At 66.2% G+C, this 24274-nt stretch carries 17 protein-coding genes and 1 pseudogene; 11 read left to right on the forward strand and 7 right to left on the reverse strand.

All coding sequences use genetic code 11. The annotated features are described in order from the left end of the window. Positions 1-82: 82 nt before the first annotated feature. Complete coding sequence (locus tag BSF38_RS16660; RefSeq protein WP_076347461.1) at positions 83-2893, reverse strand: S8 family serine peptidase; 2811 nt, start codon at positions 2891-2893, stop codon at positions 83-85. A 760-nt stretch (positions 2894-3653) separates the two neighbouring features. Between BSF38_RS16660 and BSF38_RS16665 the strand changes: the two genes are divergently transcribed. The 3 genes from BSF38_RS16665 to BSF38_RS16675 all read left to right on the forward strand — a co-directional run bounded on the left by BSF38_RS16665 (position 3654) and on the right by BSF38_RS16675 (position 6810). After that, positions 3654-4895, forward strand: coding sequence for a hypothetical protein (locus BSF38_RS16665; RefSeq protein WP_145952171.1), 1242 nt, complete (start codon positions 3654-3656; stop codon positions 4893-4895). Between the two features lie 242 nt (positions 4896-5137). Then, complete coding sequence (locus tag BSF38_RS30760) at positions 5138-6127, forward strand: hypothetical protein (RefSeq protein ID WP_076347465.1); 990 nt, start codon at positions 5138-5140, stop codon at positions 6125-6127. 101 nt (positions 6128-6228) lie between these two features. Then, the gene (locus BSF38_RS16675) at positions 6229-6810 is read left to right on the forward strand and encodes a hypothetical protein (protein ID WP_076347468.1); all 582 of its coding nucleotides are present in this window, start codon (positions 6229-6231) and stop codon (positions 6808-6810) included. Between the two features lie 131 nt (positions 6811-6941). On the opposite strand, the gene pncA is transcribed toward BSF38_RS16675, so the two are convergent. Together pncA and BSF38_RS32690 are read right to left on the reverse strand one after the other, a co-directional pair. Continuing rightward, positions 6942-7559, reverse strand: coding sequence for a bifunctional nicotinamidase/pyrazinamidase (pncA, locus tag BSF38_RS32685; protein ID WP_420819242.1), 618 nt, complete (start codon positions 7557-7559; stop codon positions 6942-6944). A 126-nt stretch (positions 7560-7685) separates the two neighbouring features. Next, positions 7686-8501, reverse strand: a pseudogene (locus tag BSF38_RS32690) (serine/threonine-protein kinase); the annotation flags it as partial. A 399-nt stretch (positions 8502-8900) separates the two neighbouring features. On the opposite strand from BSF38_RS32690, the gene BSF38_RS16685 reads away from it, so the two are divergent. Next, positions 8901-9917: a prenyltransferase/squalene oxidase repeat-containing protein gene (locus BSF38_RS16685; protein WP_210405611.1), complete on the forward strand. Its 1017-nt coding sequence runs from the start codon at positions 8901-8903 to the stop codon at positions 9915-9917. Here BSF38_RS16685 and BSF38_RS16690 read toward each other — a convergent pair. The 3 genes from BSF38_RS16690 to BSF38_RS16700 form a co-directional block, all read right to left on the reverse strand. Next, the gene (locus tag BSF38_RS16690) at positions 9880-11055 is read right to left on the reverse strand and encodes an Ig-like domain-containing protein (RefSeq protein WP_076347473.1); all 1176 of its coding nucleotides are present in this window, start codon (positions 11053-11055) and stop codon (positions 9880-9882) included. The genes BSF38_RS16685 and BSF38_RS16690 overlap by 38 nt on opposite strands. Before the next feature lie 35 nt (positions 11056-11090). Continuing rightward, complete coding sequence (locus tag BSF38_RS16695) at positions 11091-12188, reverse strand: hypothetical protein (RefSeq protein ID WP_076347475.1); 1098 nt, start codon at positions 12186-12188, stop codon at positions 11091-11093. Positions 12189-12563: 375 nt separating this feature from the next. Continuing rightward, complete coding sequence (locus BSF38_RS16700) at positions 12564-13580, reverse strand: methyltransferase (RefSeq protein ID WP_076347477.1); 1017 nt, start codon at positions 13578-13580, stop codon at positions 12564-12566. 441 nt (positions 13581-14021) lie between these two features. Between BSF38_RS16700 and katE the strand changes: the two genes are divergently transcribed. The 6 genes from katE to BSF38_RS16730 all read left to right on the forward strand — a co-directional run bounded on the left by katE (position 14022) and on the right by BSF38_RS16730 (position 23082). Beyond that, positions 14022-16133 (forward strand): catalase, encoded by a 2112-nt coding sequence (gene katE / locus BSF38_RS16705; RefSeq protein ID WP_083713003.1) that lies wholly within the window; start codon positions 14022-14024, stop codon positions 16131-16133. A gap of 286 nt (positions 16134-16419) precedes the next feature. Then, entirely contained in the window at positions 16420-18354 is a 1935-nt protein-coding gene (locus BSF38_RS16710; protein ID WP_099091988.1) for a vWA domain-containing protein, read from the forward strand. Between the two features lie 182 nt (positions 18355-18536). Continuing rightward, a complete protein-coding gene (locus BSF38_RS16715; RefSeq protein WP_145952172.1) occupies positions 18537-20969 on the forward strand; it encodes a vWA domain-containing protein in 2433 nt (810 codons plus the stop codon). Positions 20970-21143: 174 nt separating this feature from the next. Continuing rightward, on the forward strand, positions 21144-21437 hold the full coding sequence (locus BSF38_RS16720) for an ArsR/SmtB family transcription factor (protein ID WP_076347483.1): 294 nt from the start codon (positions 21144-21146) through the stop codon (positions 21435-21437). A gap of 136 nt (positions 21438-21573) precedes the next feature. Further along, entirely contained in the window at positions 21574-22305 is a 732-nt protein-coding gene (locus BSF38_RS16725) for an SDR family NAD(P)-dependent oxidoreductase (RefSeq protein ID WP_076347485.1), read from the forward strand. Between the two features lie 27 nt (positions 22306-22332). Further along, a complete protein-coding gene (locus BSF38_RS16730; RefSeq protein WP_076347487.1) occupies positions 22333-23082 on the forward strand; it encodes an SDR family NAD(P)-dependent oxidoreductase in 750 nt (249 codons plus the stop codon). 83 nt (positions 23083-23165) lie between these two features. Here BSF38_RS16730 and BSF38_RS16735 read toward each other — a convergent pair whose 3' ends face one another. Beyond that, on the reverse strand, positions 23166-23867 hold the full coding sequence (locus BSF38_RS16735; RefSeq protein ID WP_076347489.1) for an NAD(P)H-hydrate epimerase: 702 nt from the start codon (positions 23865-23867) through the stop codon (positions 23166-23168). 103 nt (positions 23868-23970) lie between these two features. On the opposite strand from BSF38_RS16735, the gene BSF38_RS16740 reads away from it, so the two are divergent. Further along, a complete protein-coding gene (locus BSF38_RS16740; protein WP_076351001.1) occupies positions 23971-24204 on the forward strand; it encodes an FmdB family zinc ribbon protein in 234 nt (77 codons plus the stop codon). Positions 24205-24274: the final 70 nt, after the last annotated feature.

The following is a 24274-nucleotide window of genomic DNA, read 5'->3' on the forward strand; positions in this document are numbered from 1 at the left end:
ACGGACGTTCGTCGATGCGATCGGCCTGGCGGCCGTCTCGAAGCGAATCGAGACGGCCGCTCAGTCAAGCGACGGCCCTCGGTCAGGTCAGCTTCCGCTTGGTGAAGTTCACCGTGAACATATTGAGGTCCAGAGCCGAGAACGTGCCGTCGCCGTCGTAGTCGAAGTACGAGTTCGCGGCTGTTACCGTGTGGCTGTTGTACGCGGCTCGGAACGCCAGATAGTCGGTGGCGTCGACGACGCCGTCGCCGTTGGAATCACCGAAGAACCGGAAGAACGAGATGGTCCCCGCGCTGCCGGCGACGCCGTTGTTCGCCGCATCGACCGGATTGCCGAGATTGTCGAGGATCTGACTGCCGGCGACGGTCAGAACGTAACGGCCGTCGGGGAGCGAGGAGCCGTTGAGGTTGGCGCCGCCGAAGGTCAGCACGACCGTCGTCACCCCGCCGGAGTAAACCGGAGCGCCGACGACCACCGGGAAGGTCTGGCCGTCCTCCGTGCGTTTGAGGCCGAACGCCGACGTCGGAAGCGTCGTGACCTGGCCCTGGAACTTGAGGGTCAGCGAACGCACCGCCGATCGCTGGGCCGTGCCGATGTCGATCGCGTCTTGAGTCAGGACCGAGTGGGCGGAGACCACCACGTTGTCGAGGGCGAGCCCGAGATCCGGCGCGAAGCCCGTGTCCGCGTTGTAATCCTGGAACTTGATCTGCGTGTCGGCGCCGAGCGTGACGCCGTACGAGGCGGCGATCGCGCTCAGGTTGAACGAGAGCGTGGAATACGGAGTCGAGGAGGAGCTTCCCAGGTTCGTGATCCGATACCAGTGCGTGCCGTCGACGCTGAAAGCCACCCCCGAGGAGTTGTTGTGACCCGTGAACGTCGAGGGCATCGCCGTGGGCGGCGAGCCGAAGTTGTTCACGTACTTCTGGTCGAACGTCAGGTTCGCGCCGGTCCGCCCCGCCAGATTGACGTGCATGACCGCCTCGTCAAGGTGGGGGAAGACGTAGCCGTCAAGGTTTCCACTCAGGACGAGCTGGTACGCGCCGCTGGCGGGCCCGCCGTCGGAGGTGACCTGGACCCGGCCCGCGGAGCCGGTGTAGACCTGCCACTGGGTGCCCAGCGCGCCGCTCTCGAAATTGTCGGTCGTGCTGGCGTATACGGGGACCGGGCCCCCGAAGATGGCCTTGTAGACGTCGATCAGGCCCGAGCCGACCTGGTTGGGGTTGCCGGCGCCGATGTTCGGGTCGGCGGTCGACTTGAGAAGGCTGTAGACCTGTGCGGGCGTGTAGCTGGGTTTGGCCTGAAGGATCAACGCCGCGGCGCCCGCAGCGTGGGGCGCCGCCGCCGACGTGCCGAAGAAGTTGGGGTAGCCATTGATGAAGCTGCCGCCGAAGAACGTGGTGCTGACGCCGTCCGGCGCCGAGAAGTCGGGCTTGGCGACCGTCTCGGGCGTGGTGAGACGATTGCCGGCGGCGTCGAAAAGGAACGTGACGGGACCGAACGAGGTGAAGCTTTCGGGGGTGCGCTGGTCGTAGAACGGCACCGCGCCGACCCCCATGGCGCTGGCGACGGCCGCGTGGGAGTTGACAGTGGCGCTGTTCGTGGCGAACGTCCCGAAGTTCACGTCTCCATAGGAATTGGCGCCGTAGTTGACGAATTTCAGCTCCCCGGGCGTCGCCCCGGCGTACAGGTTGATCATGAGATCGTACTGCTGCGTGGAGCCGGTGGTGTTCTGATAACCGAAGATCTCCAGGGGCGTCTGGTTGAGGAGGTTGTTGCTGTTGCTGCCAGCCACGATGGTGGTGCTGTTGTGCTGGACCAGGTAGATGTCCAGGTCGGAGGTGACGCCGTTCGTGGTGTAGAACGGCTGGTCCCACTGGAAGCCCAGCGTCAGCGCCTGGCCGGCCGCAAGCGTAAGCGTCATCCGGTCGTTCGTCCCGGCGCCCGGGTTGAAATCGAACCACGATCCGCCGAAGCTCGCGTCCGTGGTGAAATGGAGCGGGCTGGAGCCATAGGATTGCGGGCTCGCCGTATCGTACCCCTGAGTGTCGAGATTGCCGGCCGAGGAGAAGTAGGAGACCCCCTTGTTGGCCACCACGTCGTTCACGGCCTGCGCGATGATGCTGGGCTGGAAGAACGGCTCGTCGAAATAGAAGACGTCGTCCGTGATGACTTTGGCCCCGGCGTTCGCCAGGTTTCGGATGTTGGCCGCGAAATTACCCTCGCCGCCGTTGGCCGTCGCAAAGGCCAGACTGGCCCCCGGTGCGACGTCGTGGACGATCTGGAGCATGGCCCGGCCTTCGTCCTCGCCGGACGAATCTTGCAACACCTGCACCCCCGACGCGGGCAGGTCTCCGGAGGCGACGTCCGCGGCCGCGCCCCCCAGGGAGTTGTAACTGTCGCTGAGCACGCCCACCTTGACGCCGGCGCCGGTGTAGCCGGGAGTGGACGCCTGCACGCGGTCGGCCTCCATCACGTTCACGCCTTCGCTCGTCACCAAACCCGCGCTCGTCATCGGCTTGGGGATGCCGATGATCCCCATCACGCCCTTGCTCCCCAGGTTCGAGATCGTCGGCAGCTTCGACCACGGAATGTAGGCCTCAAGCCTATTATAGAGCGGCAGCACCGAGATCACGTTGACGCCCAACGACGTCAGGATCGGCGCCAGAGTGGTTGCGGTCGCGGTGGTGATCGCTACTCCCACCCGCCCCTGCGCGTCCGTCATGAGGGGCATGACGTTCGTCGAGGCGGTGTTCTGAGCCTTCGCGTTCGTCGACGTCCCCACCGCCTGGGCGTACCCCTGGAGGAGGTCCGTCGAAACGCGATTCGCGTCCCCCCCCGGCAGCGAGAGCGTCTGGAGCTTGGTGACCGCCGCCGACGACGTGACGGCGGTCACCGAAACCGAGAGAACCAGACGCTGCTCGAGTCCGTCGACCCGAAGCGTGACAGCACGCCTTCGACGCTGACGCGCACGGCTTGACGCGATCATCTTGCTCGACCTTGCAGTTTGCAGATCCGTTCGACTTCTCAGGAACATCGAGACTCCTCCCTCTCCGGAGAGCACTGCGCGCCGCGCCCGAATCCTCCGGACGCATCGCAGCAACGAATTCGTTCTCGTCGAACGGCTCGATCCATCGAAACCGCCGATAGTTCATGTCAGGTTGTGGACGCGCTGCTGCGGTTGGGCGATCCCGGTTCGTAGGCCTAGGTTCTCGACTTCGAGACCAGAGAATCGGCTTCGAGCGACTTCGATATTGGCCCACTCGTTCTGTGAAGTTCGCATAGTTTTAGATCGCAAAGATCTTAAATTCAACAGGGTGCTTGGTTTTTTTTTAGAATTCAAATCCGATGTTTCGCGAAAGCCTCGGTTCCTGTTAGACTCGGCTGTATTTGTGGAGCGGGCTGCCGCGCGACGCCGGGGCAAGGGTTGCTTAAGTTCTCTCTCTTGAAGGGTTTGCGGATCAATACGCGAGTGGGCGGTCGTCTCGTTTCCGTCGCCGCAGGCGGGGGCGGGCCAGGGTCGCTCGGCATTGCGCTGGTCTTCGAGAATCTTCCCGCCCGACCCTACCGGCGGAATACGAGGTGCCCGCCGGCCGGGCGCGTTCATCGGCTCAAGCCGATTTCCGACCCGAATCGCGATTTATCGGAGCCGAAGGATGATGCTCGACCGCAGGCGATTTCTCGGCCACTGTCTCGGTTCGGCGGCGGTCGCAGGCAGCTCGCGAATCGCCGACGCCGGCGCGAACGTCCCGGACCGCCTGACGCTTCCGTTTCATCTGAAGGAAACCGCGGGCCTGCGGCGGTTCGGCTACCCGGTCCACGCCGTGCTCCCCAACCACACCCGAGAGCAGGGGACCCACTATCGCCTGCTCCACCAGGGGAAGGTGGTCCCCGCGCAGTTTCGCTTGCTCGAACCGGATCAGCGGGAAGTGATCCTCGCCTTCAACGCGAGCCCCGGGCCGCTCGAAACCACCGACTACACGGTGGAATTCGGCCCGTCGGCGACGCCCGGCGCTGAACCCAGGGGGGGACTCAGCTCACAACACGACGCGGGATTGTTTCAGATCCGGAACGACCCCTACCTGACCTCTTCCATCCCCGAGGATCTGTCGGGCCTGATCTCGTCGATCCGGACCAAGGACCTGGAATACTTCACCCCTCACTCGCGGGGGCTGTTTCTGACCGATCGCGAAAGCCGCAAACGAACGACGCTGAAACTCCCCCGGCAGGGCGGCGACGGCTCCGCCGTCTGGCGGTGGCAAGGACCGATTTCCGTGGGTCTGCGATTCACCGGAACGGTCGCCATGCCGGGGGGCAAACCGCTCCGGACCATCGTCGACCTCTCCTTCGTCAATTCGAAAAGCTGGATCGAGACGACCTGGACGATCGACGACCCAGACGACCGCGTCGGATCAATGGGCTTCGACCTGAGCCTCTTGATTCAAGGGGAACCCGCACTCGTCGATTGTGGCGCGGGCTCGACGGTCTATAGCCATCTCCGGAGCGGAGAAGTCCTCTCCTTCGAGAGCCGTCCCGCTCCAAAGCTCGGAGAGTCCGGCCCTCGGTGGCTCATGGAGCAGGGGGGAGCGTCGGGGCTCAAGCCATTCGCCGTGGCGACGCCCACCGACCGGGCGGCCGAAGGCTGGGTCCATGTCATGGATTCAACCCGATGTTCGGCGATCGCCGTGGCCGACTTCGCCCGGAGCGGCCCGGACCGCTTCACGATCGAAGCCGGCGGACGGGTCGAGCTCGAGCGACGCTTCACCCTCCCGGCGACTCCCGATCGTCCGAAGATCCTGAAATTCTGGATCCACGTCGTCCCGACGCCGGTCCAGGTCGGCGCCGTCACCTCGCCGCAAGCGATGCTCGCCCCGCTGGTCGTCGACTGGGCCGGTTGACCGATCGCCGAGGCTTGCACCACGGGGTCGGATGAGCCGAACCCGTGCCACTCGCCGTCGGGCCAAGTGGACCGACGAGATCCACTGTGCCATCTGATTTCTGGACTAGTTTTCTTTTTCAAAGCCGCTATTCTAAGCGGTTCGTTTGGTCCGCATGATTCAGGTGATATGCTTGAATGAGTTGCCAATGATCTCGAAATAAATCGCATAACAAATTACTGACAGGTTCTGAAGGGGGCGTAATGGAGATTCGTGAGGAGATCCAGCGGAATAGGATCGCAGACGAGGTGGCGGCGCTCACTGCCGTCGTCCGGCCAATCCTTGAAGGAACTCTGTATGCCTTGAGAAAGGAAGTGGTGGAAGAAGCAGGTGGTTATAGCGAAGTGAAACTGATGATGCTGCCTCGTCTCTACCGCCAAGGTGATGGAGATTGTGGCATCTGCTTTGAATGGGCTGTTCATGCTGGAATTACAAATAACGACAATCAGATTTTGGAACGAATAGATGACTCATTAAAGCTATGTAAGGTTCCTGGGTCAAAAAGGGCGTCCATTTTGTTTGGGGCCGAGAAGACTGGTGCGGTGCAGTTAATCGATACAGCAGATCAAAAGCTCACAGATGACTCAAGATTGCTTGTAGGAACGCGGGGGCAGCCAATCAAATTAAAACAACATATTAATTCGGTCGCCGCTGCGTTTCGGCGACCGAATGCCAGATTAGCACTTCCACACAGCATCAGTGGATTGTGGAAGGCCGACTTATTCATGGGATGCACAGATTCTGATAGGTGGGTCGGTACGACTGTGAAAATCAACGAAAAAGATCTTGAGGCCGCGAAAGGCCTTCGTGTGGGTATAGTTCCGTCTAGGCAGGGAGCAAGCGATGCAGTTCGGAAGGATGATAGGCGAAATCTAGTAATTTGTCCTCTCCCGCACGACGCTTCGTTTATGGAGATATTTTATCGGGGCTGGGGGATTGTTCAGCAGTTTATCTCTGCGGATGCTTTTTTACCCAAAGAGGTTGCATTGCCGTCGCCGGCAGACCGTCAGGTCGCAAAATACTTAGTCGACCGAAGAAAATTCTCTGTCGTCGATGTCATTGAAGCCCTTGGTCCGATCAGCCAGCCGGAACTGTTGGAGCCTCGACAATTGAGTGCGGAGGTGATTTTGAAACGCGCTGTAAAATCCAAGATTGGTGCGATTGTTGTGCCAGTCGGGGCCACCAATTCATAGAGTCCACTAGGTGCCACGAGGCCACTCGAATCGGTGGCACCCGCCTTGGCCCATCACCTCGACGAAATGCTGCGATTACTTCGCCGAGCTGGAGACTTCTTGTGGGGAAAGAGAAAAAGGTCTCAATACGCAAGACCAGGACAGTGATCACGTATGCGGAACTGTGGCATGCATCTTGGTCGCTACTCAAGAACGGGAAGGATCGTGAGGAGGGATCGCATTATCAATTCATGGGCAGCCTTGTATTTTCAGCCTTCACGTTCGAGGCCTACTTGAATGACATCGGCCCCAAATCCTTCTCAGAGCAGAATTGGAATGCGTTGGAGCGATTGAGCCCGAAGAAAAAGTTGGAAGTGATCGCCGAGCAGTTGGGATGCCCCGTCGACTATGGACGGCGGCCCTGGAGTATCATGAAGAAGCTCTTCGAGTTCAGAAACGATATCGCACACGGGAAGTCGGATCCGATAACGGAAACGCAGGTCGTCTCACTTGATGACCACGAAAAGCATCTATGGGAATTCGCTAAGCCCGAGTGGGAGAAGTTTGTCACAGGAGGGAACGCCGAGCGAGCGAGGGAGGACGTTGAACAGATGGTCAAAGCCTTACACGAGAAGCGAGGCGTGAAAGGCGAGACACCCTTCATAGGAGGGTTCCAAGATTCGGACATCTCGCTCTTGGACTGACACCGGGGGCCACGGGTTCGCTCGACCCGTGGACGCGGACCGAGGCTTGCAGCACGGGGGCTGACGAGTCGAACCCGTTTCATCCATCAGCCAGTCGTAATGGATCAGTCTTATGGCCCGCTTCAGCCGCCTCACGCCCGGATGACGCCGGCTTCTTCCATCTGGAGCCAGCTCGCTTCGAGGGAGCCGTCGAGGTCGATGCCGCGGCAGGCGGATTCGATGACGGTGACTTCGAAGCCGAGGCGGCGGGCGTCGAGGGCCGAGTAGGCGACGCAGAAGTCGGTGGCCAGGCCGGTGAGGAACAGGCGGTTGAGCCCGCGCTCGCGGAGGTAGCCGGCCAGGCCCGTCGGTGTCGTCCGGTCGTTCTCGAAGAAGGCCGAGTACGAGTCGATGTCGCGGTGATACCCCTTGCGGATGATCATCTCGCAGTGCTCGACCTTGAGCTTCGGGTGGAACTCGGCGCCCTCCTCGTTCTGGACGCAGTGGTCGGGCCAGAGGATCTGCGGGCCGTACGAAAGCTCGACGCTCGTGAACGGCTTCGCGCCGGGGTGCGACGAGGCGAACGACAGGTGGTCCTCGGGGTGCCAGTCCTGGGTCAAGATCACATGCGCGAACCGCCGCGAGAGCTTGTTGATGATCGTCGGCAGCTCGTCGCCGCCGGGGACCGCCAGCGCGCCGCCGGGGCAGAAGTCGTTCTGCACGTCGACCACCAGGAGCACCCGGTTCTCGCTCGGCGAGGCCGAGGGGATCGTGCGCCCGGCCGTCTTCGCGGCGGGGATGATCACCGAGCCCGAGAACTTCGAGCCCGACCGCATCGACGCGCCCGCCGCCGGCTCGCTCGACCGCTGCGCGGCGCGGAGGTCTTCGATCAGCTCGGCGTAGGTCGCGTACCGGTCGTCGGGCGACTTGGCCATCATCCGCGATACGATCCGCTCGACCGCCAGAGGGACGTGCGCCGGCAGCGGAGGGGGATCGTCGCGCTCGATCTTCCGCATCAGGCCGAAGACGGAATCCGCCTTGAACGGCACGGTCCCCGCCAGCATGTGGTAGAGGGTCGCGCCCAGCGAGTAGATGTCGGCCCGGTGGTCGACTTGAGCAGCGTCGATGAACTGCTCGGGGGGCATGTAGCTCGGGGTCCCGAGGGCCGCGCCTCCTTCGGTCCGACCGGAAGAATAGTCGACAGTCTCGCCGGCCGCGACGAGGGTTTTCGCCAGCCCGAGGTCGGCGAGCTTCACCTGGCCGCTCGACGTCAGAAGGATGTTCGCCGGCTTGACGTCGCGGTGGATCACGCCGACCTGGCTGAGCGCCTCGCCGAGCGCCCGGGCGACCTCCTCGGCGATCTGCAACGAGCGGTCGACGCCGACCGCCTGGCGCTCGTGGATGTGGTCTTCCAGGCTCTGGCCGTCGATGAACTCCATGACGATGAACAGGTGGCCGTCCTTCTCGCCGCAGTCGAAGACGCGGACGATCCCCGGGTGGTTGAGCCGGGCGGCCAGCCTCGCCTCGCGGAGGAATCGCTCGGCCCCGTGCGCCTGGGCCGAGTGGCTCGGGTTGAGGAACTTGACCGCCACCGGAATGTCGAGGTCGTTGTGGAAGCCCTTGTAGACGACTCCCATGCCCCCTTCGCCGATCCGTGAAATCAGCCGGCAGCGGCCGACGCCTTCGAGGCGCAGATAGGGGTCGTCGGACATGGCAAACCTCGGTCGACGAGGAACGGGGAAGGGGACGAGGCCGCCGCCCCGCGCGATGCGTCGGGCGGCCTTTCGGATCGTACCAGCTTACCCGGTCCCCGCCCCCGGCGGCAACTCGTTGTACACCGGGTTGCGCCCCAGCTTGAAGCGGTTATGCATCCCACCGTCTTCGCTCCGTCCCGAGCAACTCCTCCATGCCGATCGGCGCGAGGTGGCCGCTCTTCCCCGGCCTCTCGACAGTGCGTACATTAGGGCGCATGCCGCCGAGTCCGACCCAGTCGCTACACGTTCCACCAGCGTTGCGAGGGGCGCAGGAGCCTGGCGCGGACGTTTCTCGGGCTGTGACTCGATAATTGAGTTGCAATGATAAGAATGCACGTGATGTTATTGATGAATTTCATGACGTTGATTCTTGGTTGCTCGATTCCGTCCGCCGCGGAGGTCTCAGGGACGGCCGCGCCGGAGTCCCGCGCGCTCGCCTACCTCGCCCGCGAAGTCCCGCGCTGGCCGGTCGAGAACAAGTGTTTCTCCTGCCACAACAACGGCGACGCCGCCCGCGCGCTTTACCAGGCCGCCAAGCTCGGCGATCCGGTCCCCGACGCGGCCCTCGCCGAAACGACCCGCTGGCTGGAGCACCCCGAGCGTTGGGAGCGCAACGGCGGCGAAGGCCCGTTCAGTGATAAGGCGCTCGCGCGGGTCCAGTTCGCGGCGGCGCTGGCCGATGCGGTCGACGCGGGACGATCGAAGGACCGGAAGGCGCTCGTGCGGGCGGCCGACCTGGTCGCGGGCGATCAGAGCGGCGACGGGTCATGGCGGGTGGACGCCGAGGGGAACGTCGGCTCGCCGGCCACGTACGGGCCGTGCCTGGCGACGGTCATGGCCCGCCGATCCCTCCGCGCGGCCGACCCAAAACGGTTCGCCGCCGCCATCGACCGGGCCGACCGTTGGCTCCGACGGGTTTCGGCGGAGAGCGTCCTCGACGCGGCCGCCGTACTCCAAGGGTTGGGGAACGCCGACGACCCCGAGGCGGTCGCCCAGCGCCGGCGTTGCCTCGACCAGATCCGCAAGAGTGAAGCGTCCCGCGGCGGCTGGGGCCCGTTCGTCAACGCGCCGGCCGAGCCGTTCGACGCCGCCGTCGTCCTACTCGCCCTCGCCCGCTGTGACGACTTCCCGGATCGCTCGAAGATGATCCGCCGCGGCCGCGCCTACCTCATCGCCGTCCAGCGCCCCGACGGGAGTTGGCCTGAGACGACCCGGCCGCCCGACGGCGAGAGCTACGCCCAGCGCCTTTCGACCACCGGATGGGCGCTTCAGGCCCTCCTTATCACGAGGGACAAGCCGGAAGCGAAGCCGACTCCCGAAGAGGGCCGGGGCCGGGTCAAGACCCCGCCGGCCGGACCTCGAACGGGCGGTTGACGACGCGGGCCTCGATGCGACGGCCGACGGGCTCGAACACGTCGAGTTCGAAGGGGTGCCGGAGGTTGTTGCCGGCGAGGTCTTCGAGGGTCGTGTCGACGGCGAGCTGATAAGTGCCGCCTTGCCAGGGGCGGTCGGGAGTAAAGGACCAGCGGGTCTCCTCGTCGGCGACGTTCACACGGCCGGGCACGTCGCGGCCGTCAGGGCCCTGCACGCGGACGAGGCGGCTGAAGAGGGCGTGGTCGAGCGGCTCGGGCGCCTCGACGATCAGAGGCGCGACGGAGCCGGCGACGGGCGGGCGGACTCGCCACGTCTTGATGTCGGGGCAGGTGGCGTCGGCGCTGGTCGTGCGGAAGGTCTTGCGGTACGGCCCCTTGAGCGGTCGGCCTTCGGCGTCGGGCCATCGGGCGTCGATCAGGAGCGTGTAGGTCTTGCCCGCCTCCAGCACGGGCCCGAACCCCTCGCGGGGCCCAACGTCGCGCTTGATGCGGCCGGGATCGATGAGCAGGGTCAGCCGGAGCCCGTCACGGTCCCAGAGTTCCTGGTCGAGCTTCAGGAACGCCCCGTCGATCTCCTTGCCGTCGGCGTCAAGGAGGTGGATGAAGTCGTAGACGTCTCCCTGGCTCATCGGGGCGTTGAAGTGGAGGTAGAACTTGAGTTGGTTCTCGGGCAGCGTCGATCGGCTCGGGTAGACCTGCCGGACGACCGTCGGGACGACGGATACGGGTTTCGGCAGCGCGAACTCGACCGCGACGGGCTCGGCCGCGGGCCCAGTCCCCTCGTGGCCTGGCAGCAGGTCGGGCTGGAACACGGCGCGGTACCGCAGGCCGGGGACGAACGGGAAGCGGGGCTCGAACCGCAATACGCCGGCCTCGACCCGGTACGAGCCGAGGACCGGCGGCTGGCCGGGCCCCTGGCCCTCGACGGAGACCGCGAAGAGCTTCGCCCAGCGGCGGCCGTCCCAGTCAACCGCCGCGAGGCGGGAAAGGTCCGCCGGGTCCAGGCCCTTGACGTCGACGGTGGCCTGGTCCCCCTGCCGGCGGAGCGCCACCGACGGCCCAACCTCGAACGCCGGCGGCGCGGCCAAGGCCAGCGCCGTCGGCACGGTCCACAACAAGAAGGTTCTGGCTAGGTTCATCGTTTCAATCAGGAATACCCAGGGCCAGGGACGAGTTACGGCAGCGACACCGTCTTGAGATCGAGGCGGCCCCCCTCGCCTCGGGTGAGGACGACGGCGCTCTCGCGGCCGAGCTTGTCGAGTTGCTCGACCCCCTTCAGGGCGTCGATGGTCTCATACGAGAGCCCGGCCTTGTCGCTGACGCGCTTGACGATCCCCTCCTGTGTGCCAGCGCGGTCGGTGGAGATCTTCATGACGCCTCGGCTGCTGTTGGCCAGCAGGAAGTAGTCGCGCCCGTCCTTCTGGTAGACGATCATATCCAAGGGCTTGTTGCGGTTGCCCAGCTCGGCGATGGTCGTCCCCTTGACCCGGGCGCCGGGCCGCAGATCGGAGACGGGGAACTTGACGAGCGGGGTGCAGGTGTAGGCCGCGAGGATGTAGGGATCGCCGTTGATCTCGTAGGGGACGAACGTCCGGACCGGCGACGTCGTCTCGAACCGGCCGTGCGCGCCGTGGTAGATCTCGATGTGCGCGCCCTGCTGACTCGCCCCGGCGAACGGGAAGGGGATGGCGCGGAGGCTTGAGGAGAACTCCTCGTTCGACAGGCCCGCGATGAAAACGCGACCATCGACGTAGGCGAGGTCCGTGATCGCGTCCTGCTGCCCACGGCCCGAGGCGATGCCGGAGAGCTCGGCCCGCGCGAACTTCACGTTCTTGAGCGGGAGTTCCTGAGGCTCGCCCTTCGCGTTCACGCGGACGATCGCCGCGGGGGCGTCCGGGCCTCGGCCACGCGCGACGGACAGATAAACCTCTCCCGAGGACGGGTTGACGGCCAGGTCCCGGATCAAGATTTGATCCGGCGTGGTCCCGAGCATCCCGGCGATCTTGGCGTCGACCCCCTCGACGTTGACCGGGGCAGGCGTCTGTGACCGGGACTGGCCACGGTCGCCGGTGTCGAGGGCGAACAGCGCCCCACCGGCCTGGTCCGCCACGAACAGGACGCCGTCGGGCCCGAACGCCAGCGCGCCGGCCGACTTCACCTCGGGCGTGCCCGCCTTGAGGCTCTCGGTCAGGTCGCCGGCCAGGGCGGTCCCGGCACCCAGCGCGAGCGCACAAGCCAGCGACGCCGTAGCAGAGCGGATTGCTCTCACCATCTTCGTCTCCTCTCCCCAGGATCAAGGTAGTCCATGCCGAGCCTCCAGATCCGATCCTCCCAAAGGCTATCGCGGCCGGAGGGCGTTGTCGACACCCTGAGCATCGGATCGGTAGGGAGGGCGCGGCGGCTCTCCACTTGCTTCTTTAGCGACAAATCCGGAGACCCCGGTCCCAACATCGGGCTGAACGCCGAAACGCCTGGATCTCTTGCCGTTGGAGCGCGCGGTCTGGCTGCTTCGCCTTCGCCGAAGGCTCAGCCAAGGAAACCGTTCCAGGCGTCTCGGGATGACGACCGTCGCCGGCTCCTTGGCGTCCTCGTCGATGTTTGGAGAGAAGAGGATCTCGGCCGCGGCGCCGGTGGTCGCTCGACGTCGTTACGGCTTCGTCGCGACGATGATCGGCGACGGGCATCGGAGGTCATCGATCAGCTTCGCGTCGACGAAGCCGGCGGCGGCGAGCCACCCGGCGATCTCGGGGAAGCTGAAGGTGTCGCCCTCGGTCGTATTGACCAGCATGTTCACGGCGAAGATCAGCGAGGGGAGCGGGCCGGTCCGGCCTTCGTCGACGAGCCACTCGGTGATTACCACCTTGCCGCCGGGTGCAAGGGCGTCGAAGACCTTCTTGAGCAGCGCCTGGCTGCGGGTCGGGCCCTCGCTGTGGAGGATGTGTCCGATGGTCGCGTACTGGTGACCCGTCCCGAAGTCGGCGACCGAGAAGTCGCCGGGCGAGAACGTGAAACGGTCGGCCACGCCATGCCGCTCGGCGATCCGGCGGGTGACCTTCAGCACGGCCGGCCAGTCGACGGCCGTCGCCCGCACGCGCGGGGATTTCTCGGCCAGGGAGACGCTCCACACCCCGGAGCCGGCCCCGACGTCGAGGACCGAGATCGGGCCGCCGGCCGCCGCCAGGCCCTCACGGTCCGCGAACGCCATCGCGGCGGGGCGGGACAACGGGAAGATGTCCTCGACGAACTGTTCGAAGAACGCCGCCCCGTCGGACTCCAGGTTCACCTCCTCGGGCGTCCGGCCGTCGCGCACCACGTCGGTCAGCCGCAGCCACTTGGGCATCAGCTGGGTGCTGGTATGGCGGAAGAACCCGCCCAGGAATGCGGGCCGCGAACTCACGAGGAAGGCGTCGGCCTCGGGCGTCAGGCCGTAGGAGTCGGCGGCCGGCTTGGTGACCAGTTCGAGCCCAGCCAGCCCGTTCAGCAAGATCCGCAGGCCTCGACGATCGGCGCCGACGGTCTTGGCGAGGTCGTCGAGGTTTCGAGGCCCGTCGGCCAGGGCGTCGAAGACGTTCAGCCGCACCGCCGCCTCGATCATCAGCGGAGGCGCGTAGGCGAACGAGTAGCGGAGGATCTTCTCGGGGTCTGGGCCAAGCTTGTCGGACAAGGCGACGTCTCCGTAACAGGGGATGCGAGGGCTCCGGCCGTCTCTCCACGAGCCCGCGACGAATCGAAAAAGGGCGGAACGCTCACGGCCGACGGCGCATCGACGCCGCCCGGGACACGGACTATGGCATTCCTCCACTCCGATAGTCAATACGGCGAAACCCGTCCATTCGCGACGCAATTCGCTCGCGGCGGTCTCTTCCGAGCCGACGGCGCCGATTGCCTTACGATTGCGAAACGATCCTCACCAAGCCTCCGCCGCCGGATGAGTGAATGCCAAGGCCGTCTGGGAGACGCGGGTCATGCCAGATCGAGGTGCCAGGTTGGGACCGTGAATCGCTGTCGGCCGAAATGGTCGTTGGTACGTCGTTTGCCAATAACAACCGATGAACCTGATTTCGGAATCACGCCTTCCTCGATACCTCTAAACCAGGGAAGAACCATGGCCGCCAAGAAGACCGACGACGACCATCACCTCAAGCCATCGACCCACGGCGACGCCGCGGTGAAGACCGGCGCCGCCGGCGAGACGCACCAGACGGCCGGCGGCGACCGGCCCGTGCTGACCACCCAGCAGGGCATCCCAGTCGCCGACGACCAGAACTCGCTCAAGGTCGGCGCCCGCGGGCCGACGCTGCTGGAGGACTTCCACCTCCGCGAGAAGATCTTCCACTTCGACCACGAGCGCATCCCCGAGCGCGTCGTGCACGCCCGAGGCTTCGGGGCCCACGGTTACTTCGAGAACTATGGGTCGCTCGCCGACGTCACACGCGCCGACCTGTTCCAGCGGGCCGGCGAGAAGACGCCCGTGTTCGTCCGCTTCTCGACCGTCGCCGGCAGCAAGGGGTCGGCCGACCTCGCCCGCGACGTCCGGGGCTTCGCCGTGAAGTTCTACACTCAGCAGGGGAACTGGGACCTGGTCGGCAACAACATCCCCGTCTTCTTCATCCAGGACGCGATCAAGTTCCCCGACGTGATCCACGCCGTCAAGCCGGAGCCGGACCGAGGGTTCCCGCAGGCGCAGTCCGCTCACGACAACTTCTGGGACTTCATCTCGCTTACGCCCGAGAGCATGCACATGATCATGTGGGTCATGTCGGACCGGGCGATCCCGCGGTCGTTCCGGTTCATGGAGGGGTTCGGCGTCCACACCTTCCGGCTCGTGAACGCCGACGGGAAGTCGACCTTCGTCAAGTTCCACTGGAAGCCGAAGCAGGGCCTGCAATCGGTCGTCTGGAACGAGGCGGTCAAGATCAACGGGGCCGACCCCGACTTCCACCGTCGCGACCTGTGGGACGCCATCGGCGCCGGCGACTTCCCCGAGTGGGAGTTGGGCCTGCAACTTTTCGACGAGGCCTTCGCCGAGAAGTTCGACTTCGACGTCCTCGACGCCACCAAGCTGATTCCCGAGGAACTCGTGCCGGTGAAGCCCGTCGGCCGGATGGTCCTCGACCGCCGCGTCGACAACTTCTTCGCCGAGACCGAGCAGGTCGCCTTCTGCACGCAGAACATCGTGCCGGGCGTCGATTTCAGCAACGACCCGCTCCTGCAAGGGCGGAACTTCTCGTACCTCGACACCCAGATCAAGCGGCTCGGCGGCCCGAACTTCACGCACATCCCGATCAACGCCCCCAAGTGCCCGTTCGCCCACTTCCAGCAGGACGGCCACATGGCCATGCACAATCCGAAGGGTCGGGCCAACTACGAGCCGAACTCGTGGACCGCCGACCCTGGGCCGCGCGAGTCGCCCGAGAAGGGTTTCCAGTCCTACCCGGTCCAGGAGGATGGCCCAAAGCAACGCATCCGCTCCGAGACGTTCGCCGACCACTACAGCCAGGCCCGGCAGTTCTACATCAGCCAGACCGAGGTCGAGCAGGGGCATATCGCCTCGGCCCTGACGTTCGAGCTGAGCAAGGTCGAGACGCCGGCGATCCGGGCGCGGGTCGTCTCGCACCTCTTGAACATCGACGACGGCCTGGCCACGAAGGTGGCCGAGGGGCTGCGGCTGAAAGCGACGCCCAAGCCGGCCGACGCCGCGAAGCCGACGCGCCAGGACCTGAAGCCCTCGCCGGCTTTGAGCATCATCAAGAACGGCCCCAAGAGCTTCGCCGGCCGCAAGGTCGGGGCGCTCGTGACCGACGGCGTCGACGCCAAGATCCTCGCGGCCCTGGAAAAAGCCCTCAAGGCCGAGGGGGCGATCCTGAAGCTGGTCGCGCCGGAAGTCGGGGGCGTCGAGGCCAGCGACGGCGCATGGCACGAGGCGGCCGAGAAGATCGATGGTGGCCCGTCGGTCCTCTTCGACGCTGTCGCAATCTTGCCGTCCACGGAAGGGGCGTCGCGGTTGGCGACGCTGCCGGCGGCCCGGGATTTCATCGCCGACGCGATCGCGCATCAAAAGTTCATCGCCTACGTCGAGTCGGCCGGGCCCTTGCTCGAAAAAGCTGGGGTGGCCAGCCTCGACGACGGCTTCGTCGCGCTGAAATCCGCCAAGGACTGCAATGAGTTCGTCGTCCGCTGCCGGAAACTGCGATTCTGGGACCGTCTCACGGGCTAGCGACGAAGCCCGAACCCGCAATCAGAAGCCACGGCCCGCCCCTGGGTTAGGATACCGAACCCAGGGACGTTGCCGTAGGGCCGGATGTGCCCTATGATTGGGATGATGGCTCCATTCGCGTGAAAAAGCACGATTGCCCGTCACAAACGGGCGGCTCGCGCCGAATTGACTCATTGAGGCTTCTCAACTTCTCGCGCGCCTCGCGAAAAGGGACCACGAAGGGGCGTCGGTCCCGGTCCAAGCCGCCGCCGGGATGAAAGGCGATGCGTGCATGGAGCGTGTGGGCATGGTCGACCGGATCTTGCGAAAGCTTGAGGCTCTATCGACGTGGAGCGGCTTCGGGGCGACGGCCCGGGGTGGCGCGAGCGCCCCCGCGTTCATGGTCAGCCTCAGCCTGCACGCGGTGCTGCTGGTGGGGTTGGCGTTCGCCGGGCACCACGTCAACGAGGCCGTTCAGCGCGAGTTCAGCAGCCGGGTCGGGGGGCTGGATGGGGCGCTCAGCGTCGATTCGACGCTTCAGGACCTCGATCAAAACGACGCGACGCCGGTGCTGGAAGCCGGCGGCTCGTTTGCGCCGACGTTGGCGACGACGGTGACCTCGGCGCCCAGCGCGTCGGGCCGTCCCACGGTGTCGGCGGCCGACGTCGAGGCGGGGGCGCCGGTCGAGTTCGCCAAGCTCGACGTCCAGCGCGTGACTCAGATGGTGGTCCCCACGGCGTCGATGCTGGGCCGCACGGTCTCGATCGAGGGGAACGGCGCCGAGCACGTGCAGGGGGTCGAGGGGGCCGTCGACCGGATCGCCGTCGAGATCGTCCGCCGCCTCGAACAGGGCCGGACGCTGGTCGTCTGGGCGTTCGACGCCTCGTTGAGCCTGGAAGCGGAGCGGCAACGGCTGGTCAAGCATATCGAGACGGTCTACTCCCACATCGACCAGCTCGACGAGAGTCGGCTGTCGACCGCCGGCGGCCTGCTGACGATGGTCGTCTCGTTCGGCCAGGACCGGAAGGCCGAGACCCCCAAGCCGACGGCCGACCTCTCGGCCGTGCGCGAGGCGATCAACGGGATCAAGGCCGACGAGTCGGGGGTCGAGACCACGTTCACGACCGTCGGCGATATCGTCGGCCGCTGGGGGCTGTACAAGAACGAGGCGGGAGAGGCCTACCACCCGATGATCATCGTCGTCACCGACGAGGTGGGCGACGACGAGCCCAAGCTCGAAGAGACCATCGCCCTGGCCCGGAAGCGGAAGGTCCCGGTCTACGTGCTGGGCTCGCAGGCCGTCTTCGGCCGGGTCGAGGGGTTCATGGACTTCTACGACCCCAAGACCAAGTACATGCACCGCAACCAGCCGGTGCGGCAGGGGCCGGAAAGCGCGATGCTCGAGCAGATCCACCTGCCGTTCTGGTACGACGGCCCACAGTACGACCTGCTGGAGGCGGGCTTCGGTCCGTACGCGCTGAGCCGGCTGTCGAGCGCCACCGGGGGGATTTACTTCGTCACCCGGTTCAGCGGGCGGCGGATGGGCTTCGACCCTTCGCGGATGAAGGAGTACAAGCCCGACTGGGAGTCGCGCGACCGCTACGAGGCGGGCGTCGTCGGATCGCCGTTGCGGAAGGCGGTCGTCAACGCGGCGATGCTCACCAACGAGCAAAAGATCCCCAACGCGCCCACGTTGCAGTTCCCGTCGCTGGAGGCGCCCCAGTTCAAGGAGGTCTTGCAGACCAACCAGGCGCTGGCCGCCCAGATCGCCCAGACCGTCGAGGAGGCGCTGGGGCCGATCACCGCCGCGGCCCGATATCGCGATCGGGAGGTCTCACGGCGCTGGCAGGCGCACTATGATCTCATCCGGGGGCGGTTGCTGGCGATGAAGGTGCGGGCCTACGAGTACAACTCGGCCGGCGCCCGGCTGGTCAAAGATCCCCCGAAATTCCAAAACTCCCGGTCGAATGCCTGGAGACTCGTACCCGACAAGGCGATCCTGTACAGTGAGAAGGCGGCGGCGGCAGGCCGGGAGGCGGAGGAATTGCTCCGAAAAGTCGTCGAGGAGCATCCCGACACCCCCTGGGCGCTGCTCGCGGGTCGCGAGTTGAAGGACCCGCTCGGTTTCAAATGGGTCGAAACCTACGTGCCCCCGCCTCCTCGTAGAGACGATGCGGCGGCGGCTCAGAAGAAAAATCGCAATACCCCCGCGGCCAAGCCTCCAACTCCTCCCAAGCTCTAAAGGATGTTCTAAACTCCAGAGCCGAGTGAGCGAGCGGACCAGGCCGGCGGATTGACGAAGAAGGTCGAGAACGCGGGCGAAGATCGAGATTCACGACGTCGGCCCTCGGCGGTTTGCTCCGGCCGCGCGGCGGCGAGTGGAATCGGTCGGCGGCCCTGGGTCGGAAGAGGGGACCTCGCATCATGGAACTGCGTTTGACCCCGACATCGTCCGACGACGCGATTCCGCCCGCCCCGCCGGCCGGCGCGGGAGGCGGCGGAAGCGCGGGCGCGCCCGCCACCGGCGACCGCCGCAAGCCGGCGCCCCTCGAGCCGCCGCCGCCGGAGCGGGTCGTCGTCGTCAACAGCCAGACGACGACCGCCACCGTGCCGGCCTACGCGCTGCCCCCGTCCGACTCGGCGATCGGCCTCTCTTTGGGGCAACCGTTCGCGCCGTTCCCCTCCGACCTGCAAAAGACCCAGGTCGTGAACGCCCACAACCCGCTCGCGCCCCCGGCACCGTCCGCCGCGGGCCCCGCCCCCTCGGCGGCGGCTCCCGCACCGGCTCCCACGCCCCCGGCTCCAGCTCCCGTTCCACCCCCCGCGCCCCCGGCCGCCGTCGCGCCGTCGTCGCCCGCGACTCCGGGGCAGGCGCAGGTTCCGGCCCCGGCCCCGGTCGAGGCCAAGGTCGGCGAAGCCCCGTCTCCCCGGGTGCGCAAGTTGGGGACTCGGCGGCGGCGACGGACCCGGCTCAAGCACCTGCTGCCGGCCTGGAGCGTGTCGCTGATCGTCCACCTCGTGATCTTCTCGGCGCTCGCGGCGGCGACGTTCAACGCCACGGACGCGGAGAAGAAGCCGATCAACTTCGACACCGCGCTGGCCGGCCACCGGCAGGGCGAGCAAGAGCCGTTGCCGATCTACGCCGACCCCAAGAACATCCCCCGCGATCAGGCGGCCGGCGACGAGCGGACTGACGCCGCGAGCGCGCCGATGGAGGTCCTCGCCAGCGACGACGGCGGCGGCTCCGACGACGGCGGCGGCGGGATCGTGGCCGGCGCGGTCGCCACGTCGGCCACGCCGAGGGTCCGCGGCAAGGGTAAGAAGGGGGTCGAGGCTTCGGCCGTCGGCAAGCTTGAGGGGATGGAGAAGTCGTCGTTCAACATCATCCCCGCCGCCCCCGCGCTCGACCTGTTCGCCGGCGGCCGGATCGCCGGCGACCCGCTGTTCGACGTCAAGGAGCCCGGCGCGGCGCTCGACCAGATCGCCCGCGAGATCCTCCGTCACCTGATCGACCACAAGGTCACCGTGGTCTGGCTGTTCGACGAATCGGAAAGCATGCTGGACGACCACCGCGCGATCCTCGACAAGTTCAACCGCGTGTCGATCGAGTTGAACAAGAACATCGATCCCTCCAAGAAGGCCGCCGGGGCGCTCACGCACTCGATCGTCGGTTTCGGCGAGGGCATCAATTTCGTGACCAAGAAGCCGACCACCAACGCCGACGACGTCAAGGCCGCCGTCAAGAAGCTGCCGATCGACAAGTCCGGCGCCGAGAACACCATGCACGCGATCCGCGAAGCCGTCGAGCAGCACGCCGGGCTGATCAACAAGGACCGCAAGGTGCTCTTGATCCTGGTCACCGACGAGTCGGGCGACGACGGCGTCGACGTCGAGGAGGCCCGCCAGTCGCTCAAGAAGCACAACGTGCCGCTCTACGTGATCGGCCGCCAGTCGATGTTCGGCTACCCCTACGCCCACCACGAGTACACCGACCCCGTCACCAAGGACAAGTACCACCCGCTGATCCGCCGCGGTCCCGAGACCGCCGACGTCGAAATCTACCAGTGGGACGGCCTCTACGACCGCTGGGACGAACAGCCCTCGGGCTTCGCCCCCTGGGAGCTGGCGCGGCTCACCCGCGACTCGGGCGGCATCTACTTCCTCCTCCCCAGCGAGGAGTTCATGCGGGTCCGCCAGCGCGAGCAGGCGTACTCGATCGTCCAGCTCCGCGAGTACCTGCCCGAGTACGACAACCGCATCGCCTACGTCCAGAAGCGGACCCAGTCGGACCTGAGGCGCAACCTCTACCAGGTGATCACCGACACCCGCGACTTCCGCTACCGCCGCGACTTCCCCATCGCGTCCAACGAGCTCGCCGAGGCGGCCGCGGCCGAGATCCCCAAGGCTTCCGAAAAACTCACCTACATGCTCGACGTCCAGAAGCGCCTGGAGTCGCTCAAGAAGCACCGCGAGCGCGAGCCCGAGAAGCGCTGGCGGGCCCACTTCGACCTGATCCTCGCCCAGACCGTGGCGTTCCAGGTCAAGGCCTACGAATACCGCGCGCTCATGATGAAGCTTTCCCAGTACCCCCAGGCGCCGACCAAGCAGCCCACGCCCGACATGGCGATCACGTTCGTCGTCGACCACTCCGGCAAGCCCCTGGCCCCGACCGCCGAGACCGCCAAGAAGTACGCCGAAGCCAAGCGCCTGCTCGACGACGTCATCGCCAACCACCCCAACACCCCCTGGGCCGACCTCGCCAAGGACACCCTCGCCCGCGGCTTCAGCGTCGTCCTCAACCAGTGGGAGCATAACCCCAAGTACGCCGAACGCGCCCAGTTCGTGCCGAAGTATTGAGCGGAGGAGGGGCGTCGATCGCGGTCTGAGCGGTGGGCCGCGGGGGTGGACGCAAAGCCCGTGGGACCGCCGCTTTGAATCGGAACCCACCGGGTCGCACGCCCCCGCCGGGAACGCCGGCTCCTCAGGGAAGCCGTCTCGACTTCCGAACCGGATCGGCCATAATTGGGAATCATGGCAACCTCCGAAGAACGTCGATTGACTGACCGCCAATTCGAGCGAATCGCCCGCGCCCTGGCCGAGCCCCGCCGCTTCCAGATCCTCGAGCAGCTCGGGGCCGCCGACGAACCGGTTCCCTGCTGCGCCCTGCACCAGACCCACCACATCAGCGCCGCGACCCTCTCCCACCACGTCAAGGAGCTGGAGACCGCCGGCCTCATCGAAATCGTCCGCGAAGGCAAGTTCGCCAGCCTCATCCTCCAGCGCGACGTCCTTCGCGCCTACCTCGACCGCCTCTCGAAAATCTGACCCCGATCCGCCGCCCCCCGTTGACTTGTCGGACTTCAGTTCGATAATCATCAAAGCGTCGAACCAAGATCTCCGGTCCAGGCGTCTGGATTTCAGCGAGTCGAGGGGGAGGCGTTTGGTGAAGGGGCTTACGACCATGCCGAAGCTTGAAGACAAGGTCGCGGTGATCACGGGGGGGACCTCGGGGATGGCGCTGGCCACGGCCAAGCTGTTCGTCGAGGAGGGGGCGTACGTTTTCATCACCGGCCGTCGTCAGAAGCAGCTCGACGACGCGGTGAAAGCGATCGGCCGGAACGTCACCGGCGTCCAAGGAGACGTCGCGAACCTCGGCGACCTCGATCGCCTGTACGAGACGGTTCGGCGCGAGAAGGGCAAGATCGACGTCCTCTTCGCCAGCGCGGGGACCGGGGATTTCGCCCCCATCGGCGAGGTGACGGAGGAGCAATTCGACAGGACCTTCGGGGTCAACGTCCGGGGGACGCTGTTCACCGTGCAGAAGGCCCTGCCGCTGTTCAACGACGGCGGATCGATCATCATGAACGGGTCGATCGCCGGCTCGAAGGGCTTTCCGGCCTTCGGCGTCTACAGCGCGAGCAAGGCGGCCGTCCGCTCGTTCGCGAGGACGTGGACGCTCGACCTGAAGCACCGCGGCATCCGCGTCAACGTGCTCAGCCCGGGGACCATCGACACCCCCATCCTCGAAGGCGTGCCGAAGGAGGCCATCGACCAGTTCGTCGCGCTCATCCCGCGCGGCACGATGGGCCGGCCCGAGGAGATCGCGACCGCCGCCCTCTTCCTCGCGTCGAGCGACTCCAGCTTCGTCACCGGCAGCGAGCTGTTCGTCGACGGCGGCGTCGCCCAGATCTGAACGCAACTCAAATCAAGGAGTATTCTCATGGGCAAGTTGACGGGCAAGGTGGCGGTGGTGACGGGCGCCTCGAAGGGGATCGGCGCGGGGATCGCCAAGGGCCTCGCGGCCGAGGGCGCGGCGGTCGTGGTGAACTACGCGTCGAGCAAGGAGGGGGCCGACCGGGTGGTCTCGGAGATCGTCGGCAGTGGCGGCAAGGCGATCGCCGTGCAGGGCGACGTATCGAAGGCGGCCGACGTCCAGCGGCTGTTCGAGGCGACGAAGAAGGCGTTCCGGCGGCTGGACGTGTTGGTGAACAACGCGGGGGTCTACCAGTTCGCTCCGCTGGAGGAGGTGACGGAGGACGAGTTCCACCGCGAGTTCAACACCAACGTCCTCGGCCTGATCCTGGCGACGCGGGAGGCGGTGAAGCACTTCGGCCCCGAGGGGGGCAGCATCATCAACATCGGCTCGGTCGCGACGGTGACGACGCCCCCGACCTCGGTCGTCTACACCGCGACCAAGGGCGCCGTGGACATGGTCACGCGCGTCCTCGCGAAGGAGCTGGGCGCCAGGAAGATCCGGGTCAACTCGATCAATCCCGGCGGTGTGGAGACCGAGGGCGTCCATGCGGCCGGGATCATCGGCAGCGACTTCGAGAAACAGATGGTCGCCGCGACCCCGCTGGGCCGCCTCGGCCAACCCGACGACGTCGCGCCGGTCGCGGTGTTCCTGGCCTCCGAAGACTCCGCATGGATGACCGGCGAGTTCCTGCTGGTCTCCGGCGGCATGCGGTGAGACCCGGCCCCGGGTTCACCGCCGAGTCGTTTTCATGAGGATGCGCGTGGTCTTGCCGGACGCCGCGTCGATTCGATTGGTCGTCACGGCGCCTGGAACTCGCGCAGCAGCTTGCCGGGCAGGCCGATGTCGATGACGAAGACCGCGCCGGTGTAGGCGTCGGCGCCGGGGGCGTCGAAGCCGGTCTTGCGGGCGACGAACGTGGCGGTGGCGCGGGCGACGACGGCCAGGCCGAGGGGGCGGCCGGAGTCGGCGTCGAGGCCCGAGGGGAGGTCGAGGGCCAGGATCGGCCTGGCCGAACGGTTCATCGCCGCGACCACCTCGTGGAACATCCCCGCGACGGGCCGGGTCAGCCCGGTGCCGAGCAGGCCGTTGACGATCCAGTCGGCGTCGGCGAACAGGGCGTCGAGATCGGCCGGGGCAGGGGGCTCGGCGTGGGCTTCGAACCAGACCGTCTGGGGGATCTCCGACCGCTCGACGATCCCGCGCTGGGTCTCGGCGTCCCCCTTGATCTGGTCTCGACGCGCGAACCAGACCACGCGGACCGGAACGCTCCAGGCGTCGAGATGCCGCGCGACCACGCCGCCGTCGCCGCCGTTGTTCCCCGGCCCGCAGACGACCACCACGCGGGGGCGATCCACGTCCGCCAGTTCGACCAGCCGGGCGGCGGCCCCTCGGCCGGCGTTCTCCATCAGGATCAGGGTCGGAAGCCCCAACTCGTCGGCCGCCCGCGCGTCGAGCGCGCGGACCTCGTCGCGAGAGAGCGGGCGTAGGTCGCTGGTCATCGGCGTTTCCTCCCAAGGTTGACAAGAATCGCGTCGGCCTCGAAAATACATGCATCACTCCCGATCTTGGAAGCCCAAGCCGCCCACGGAGCCCCGCGCGATCATGCCGATCTACGAATACCATTGCGAACCCTGCGCCCACACGTTCGAGACCCTGATTCGAAGCTCCAGCGACGTCACCCGCTGCCCGCGCTGCGGGAATGTCGAGGTCGCCAAGCAGTTCAGCGTCCCGGCCTCCGCCCAGACCGGCCAGGCCGGCTCGTCCCTCCCCATCTCGGCCCCCTCCGGCGGCGGCTGCGGACTCCCCCAGTGCGGATCGGGCGGCTGCGCGTTTTAAAGGGCTTGGATGCGGGATTCAGTATCAAAATTTGCCTGTGCAAATATCCTTCTCCCCTCGGGAGAAGCGG

This window comes from Paludisphaera borealis (assembly GCF_001956985.1).
Lineage (GTDB): Bacteria > Planctomycetota > Planctomycetia > Isosphaerales > Isosphaeraceae > Paludisphaera > Paludisphaera borealis.

Coding starts and splice junctions, on each gene's coding strand:
- BSF38_RS16735 (WP_076347489.1), bottom strand. CDS start 23,867: ATGACCAGCGACCTACGCCCGCTCTCTCGCGACGAGGTCCGCGCGCTC.
- BSF38_RS16715 (WP_145952172.1), top strand. CDS start 18,537: ATGGAACTGCGTTTGACCCCGACATCGTCCGACGACGCGATTCCGCCC.
- BSF38_RS16695 (WP_076347475.1), bottom strand. CDS start 12,188: ATGGTGAGAGCAATCCGCTCTGCTACGGCGTCGCTGGCTTGTGCGCTC.
- BSF38_RS16685 (WP_210405611.1), top strand. CDS start 8,901: ATGACGTTGATTCTTGGTTGCTCGATTCCGTCCGCCGCGGAGGTCTCA.
- BSF38_RS30760 (WP_076347465.1), top strand. CDS start 5,138: ATGGAGATTCGTGAGGAGATCCAGCGGAATAGGATCGCAGACGAGGTG.
- BSF38_RS16730 (WP_076347487.1), top strand. CDS start 22,333: ATGGGCAAGTTGACGGGCAAGGTGGCGGTGGTGACGGGCGCCTCGAAG.
- BSF38_RS16720 (WP_076347483.1), top strand. CDS start 21,144: ATGGCAACCTCCGAAGAACGTCGATTGACTGACCGCCAATTCGAGCGA.
- BSF38_RS16710 (WP_099091988.1), top strand. CDS start 16,420: ATGGTCGACCGGATCTTGCGAAAGCTTGAGGCTCTATCGACGTGGAGC.
- BSF38_RS16665 (WP_145952171.1), top strand. CDS start 3,654: ATGATGCTCGACCGCAGGCGATTTCTCGGCCACTGTCTCGGTTCGGCG.
- katE (WP_083713003.1), top strand. CDS start 14,022: ATGGCCGCCAAGAAGACCGACGACGACCATCACCTCAAGCCATCGACC.
- BSF38_RS16725 (WP_076347485.1), top strand. CDS start 21,574: ATGCCGAAGCTTGAAGACAAGGTCGCGGTGATCACGGGGGGGACCTCG.
- BSF38_RS16690 (WP_076347473.1), bottom strand. CDS start 11,055: ATGAACCTAGCCAGAACCTTCTTGTTGTGGACCGTGCCGACGGCGCTG.
- BSF38_RS16740 (WP_076351001.1), top strand. CDS start 23,971: ATGCCGATCTACGAATACCATTGCGAACCCTGCGCCCACACGTTCGAG.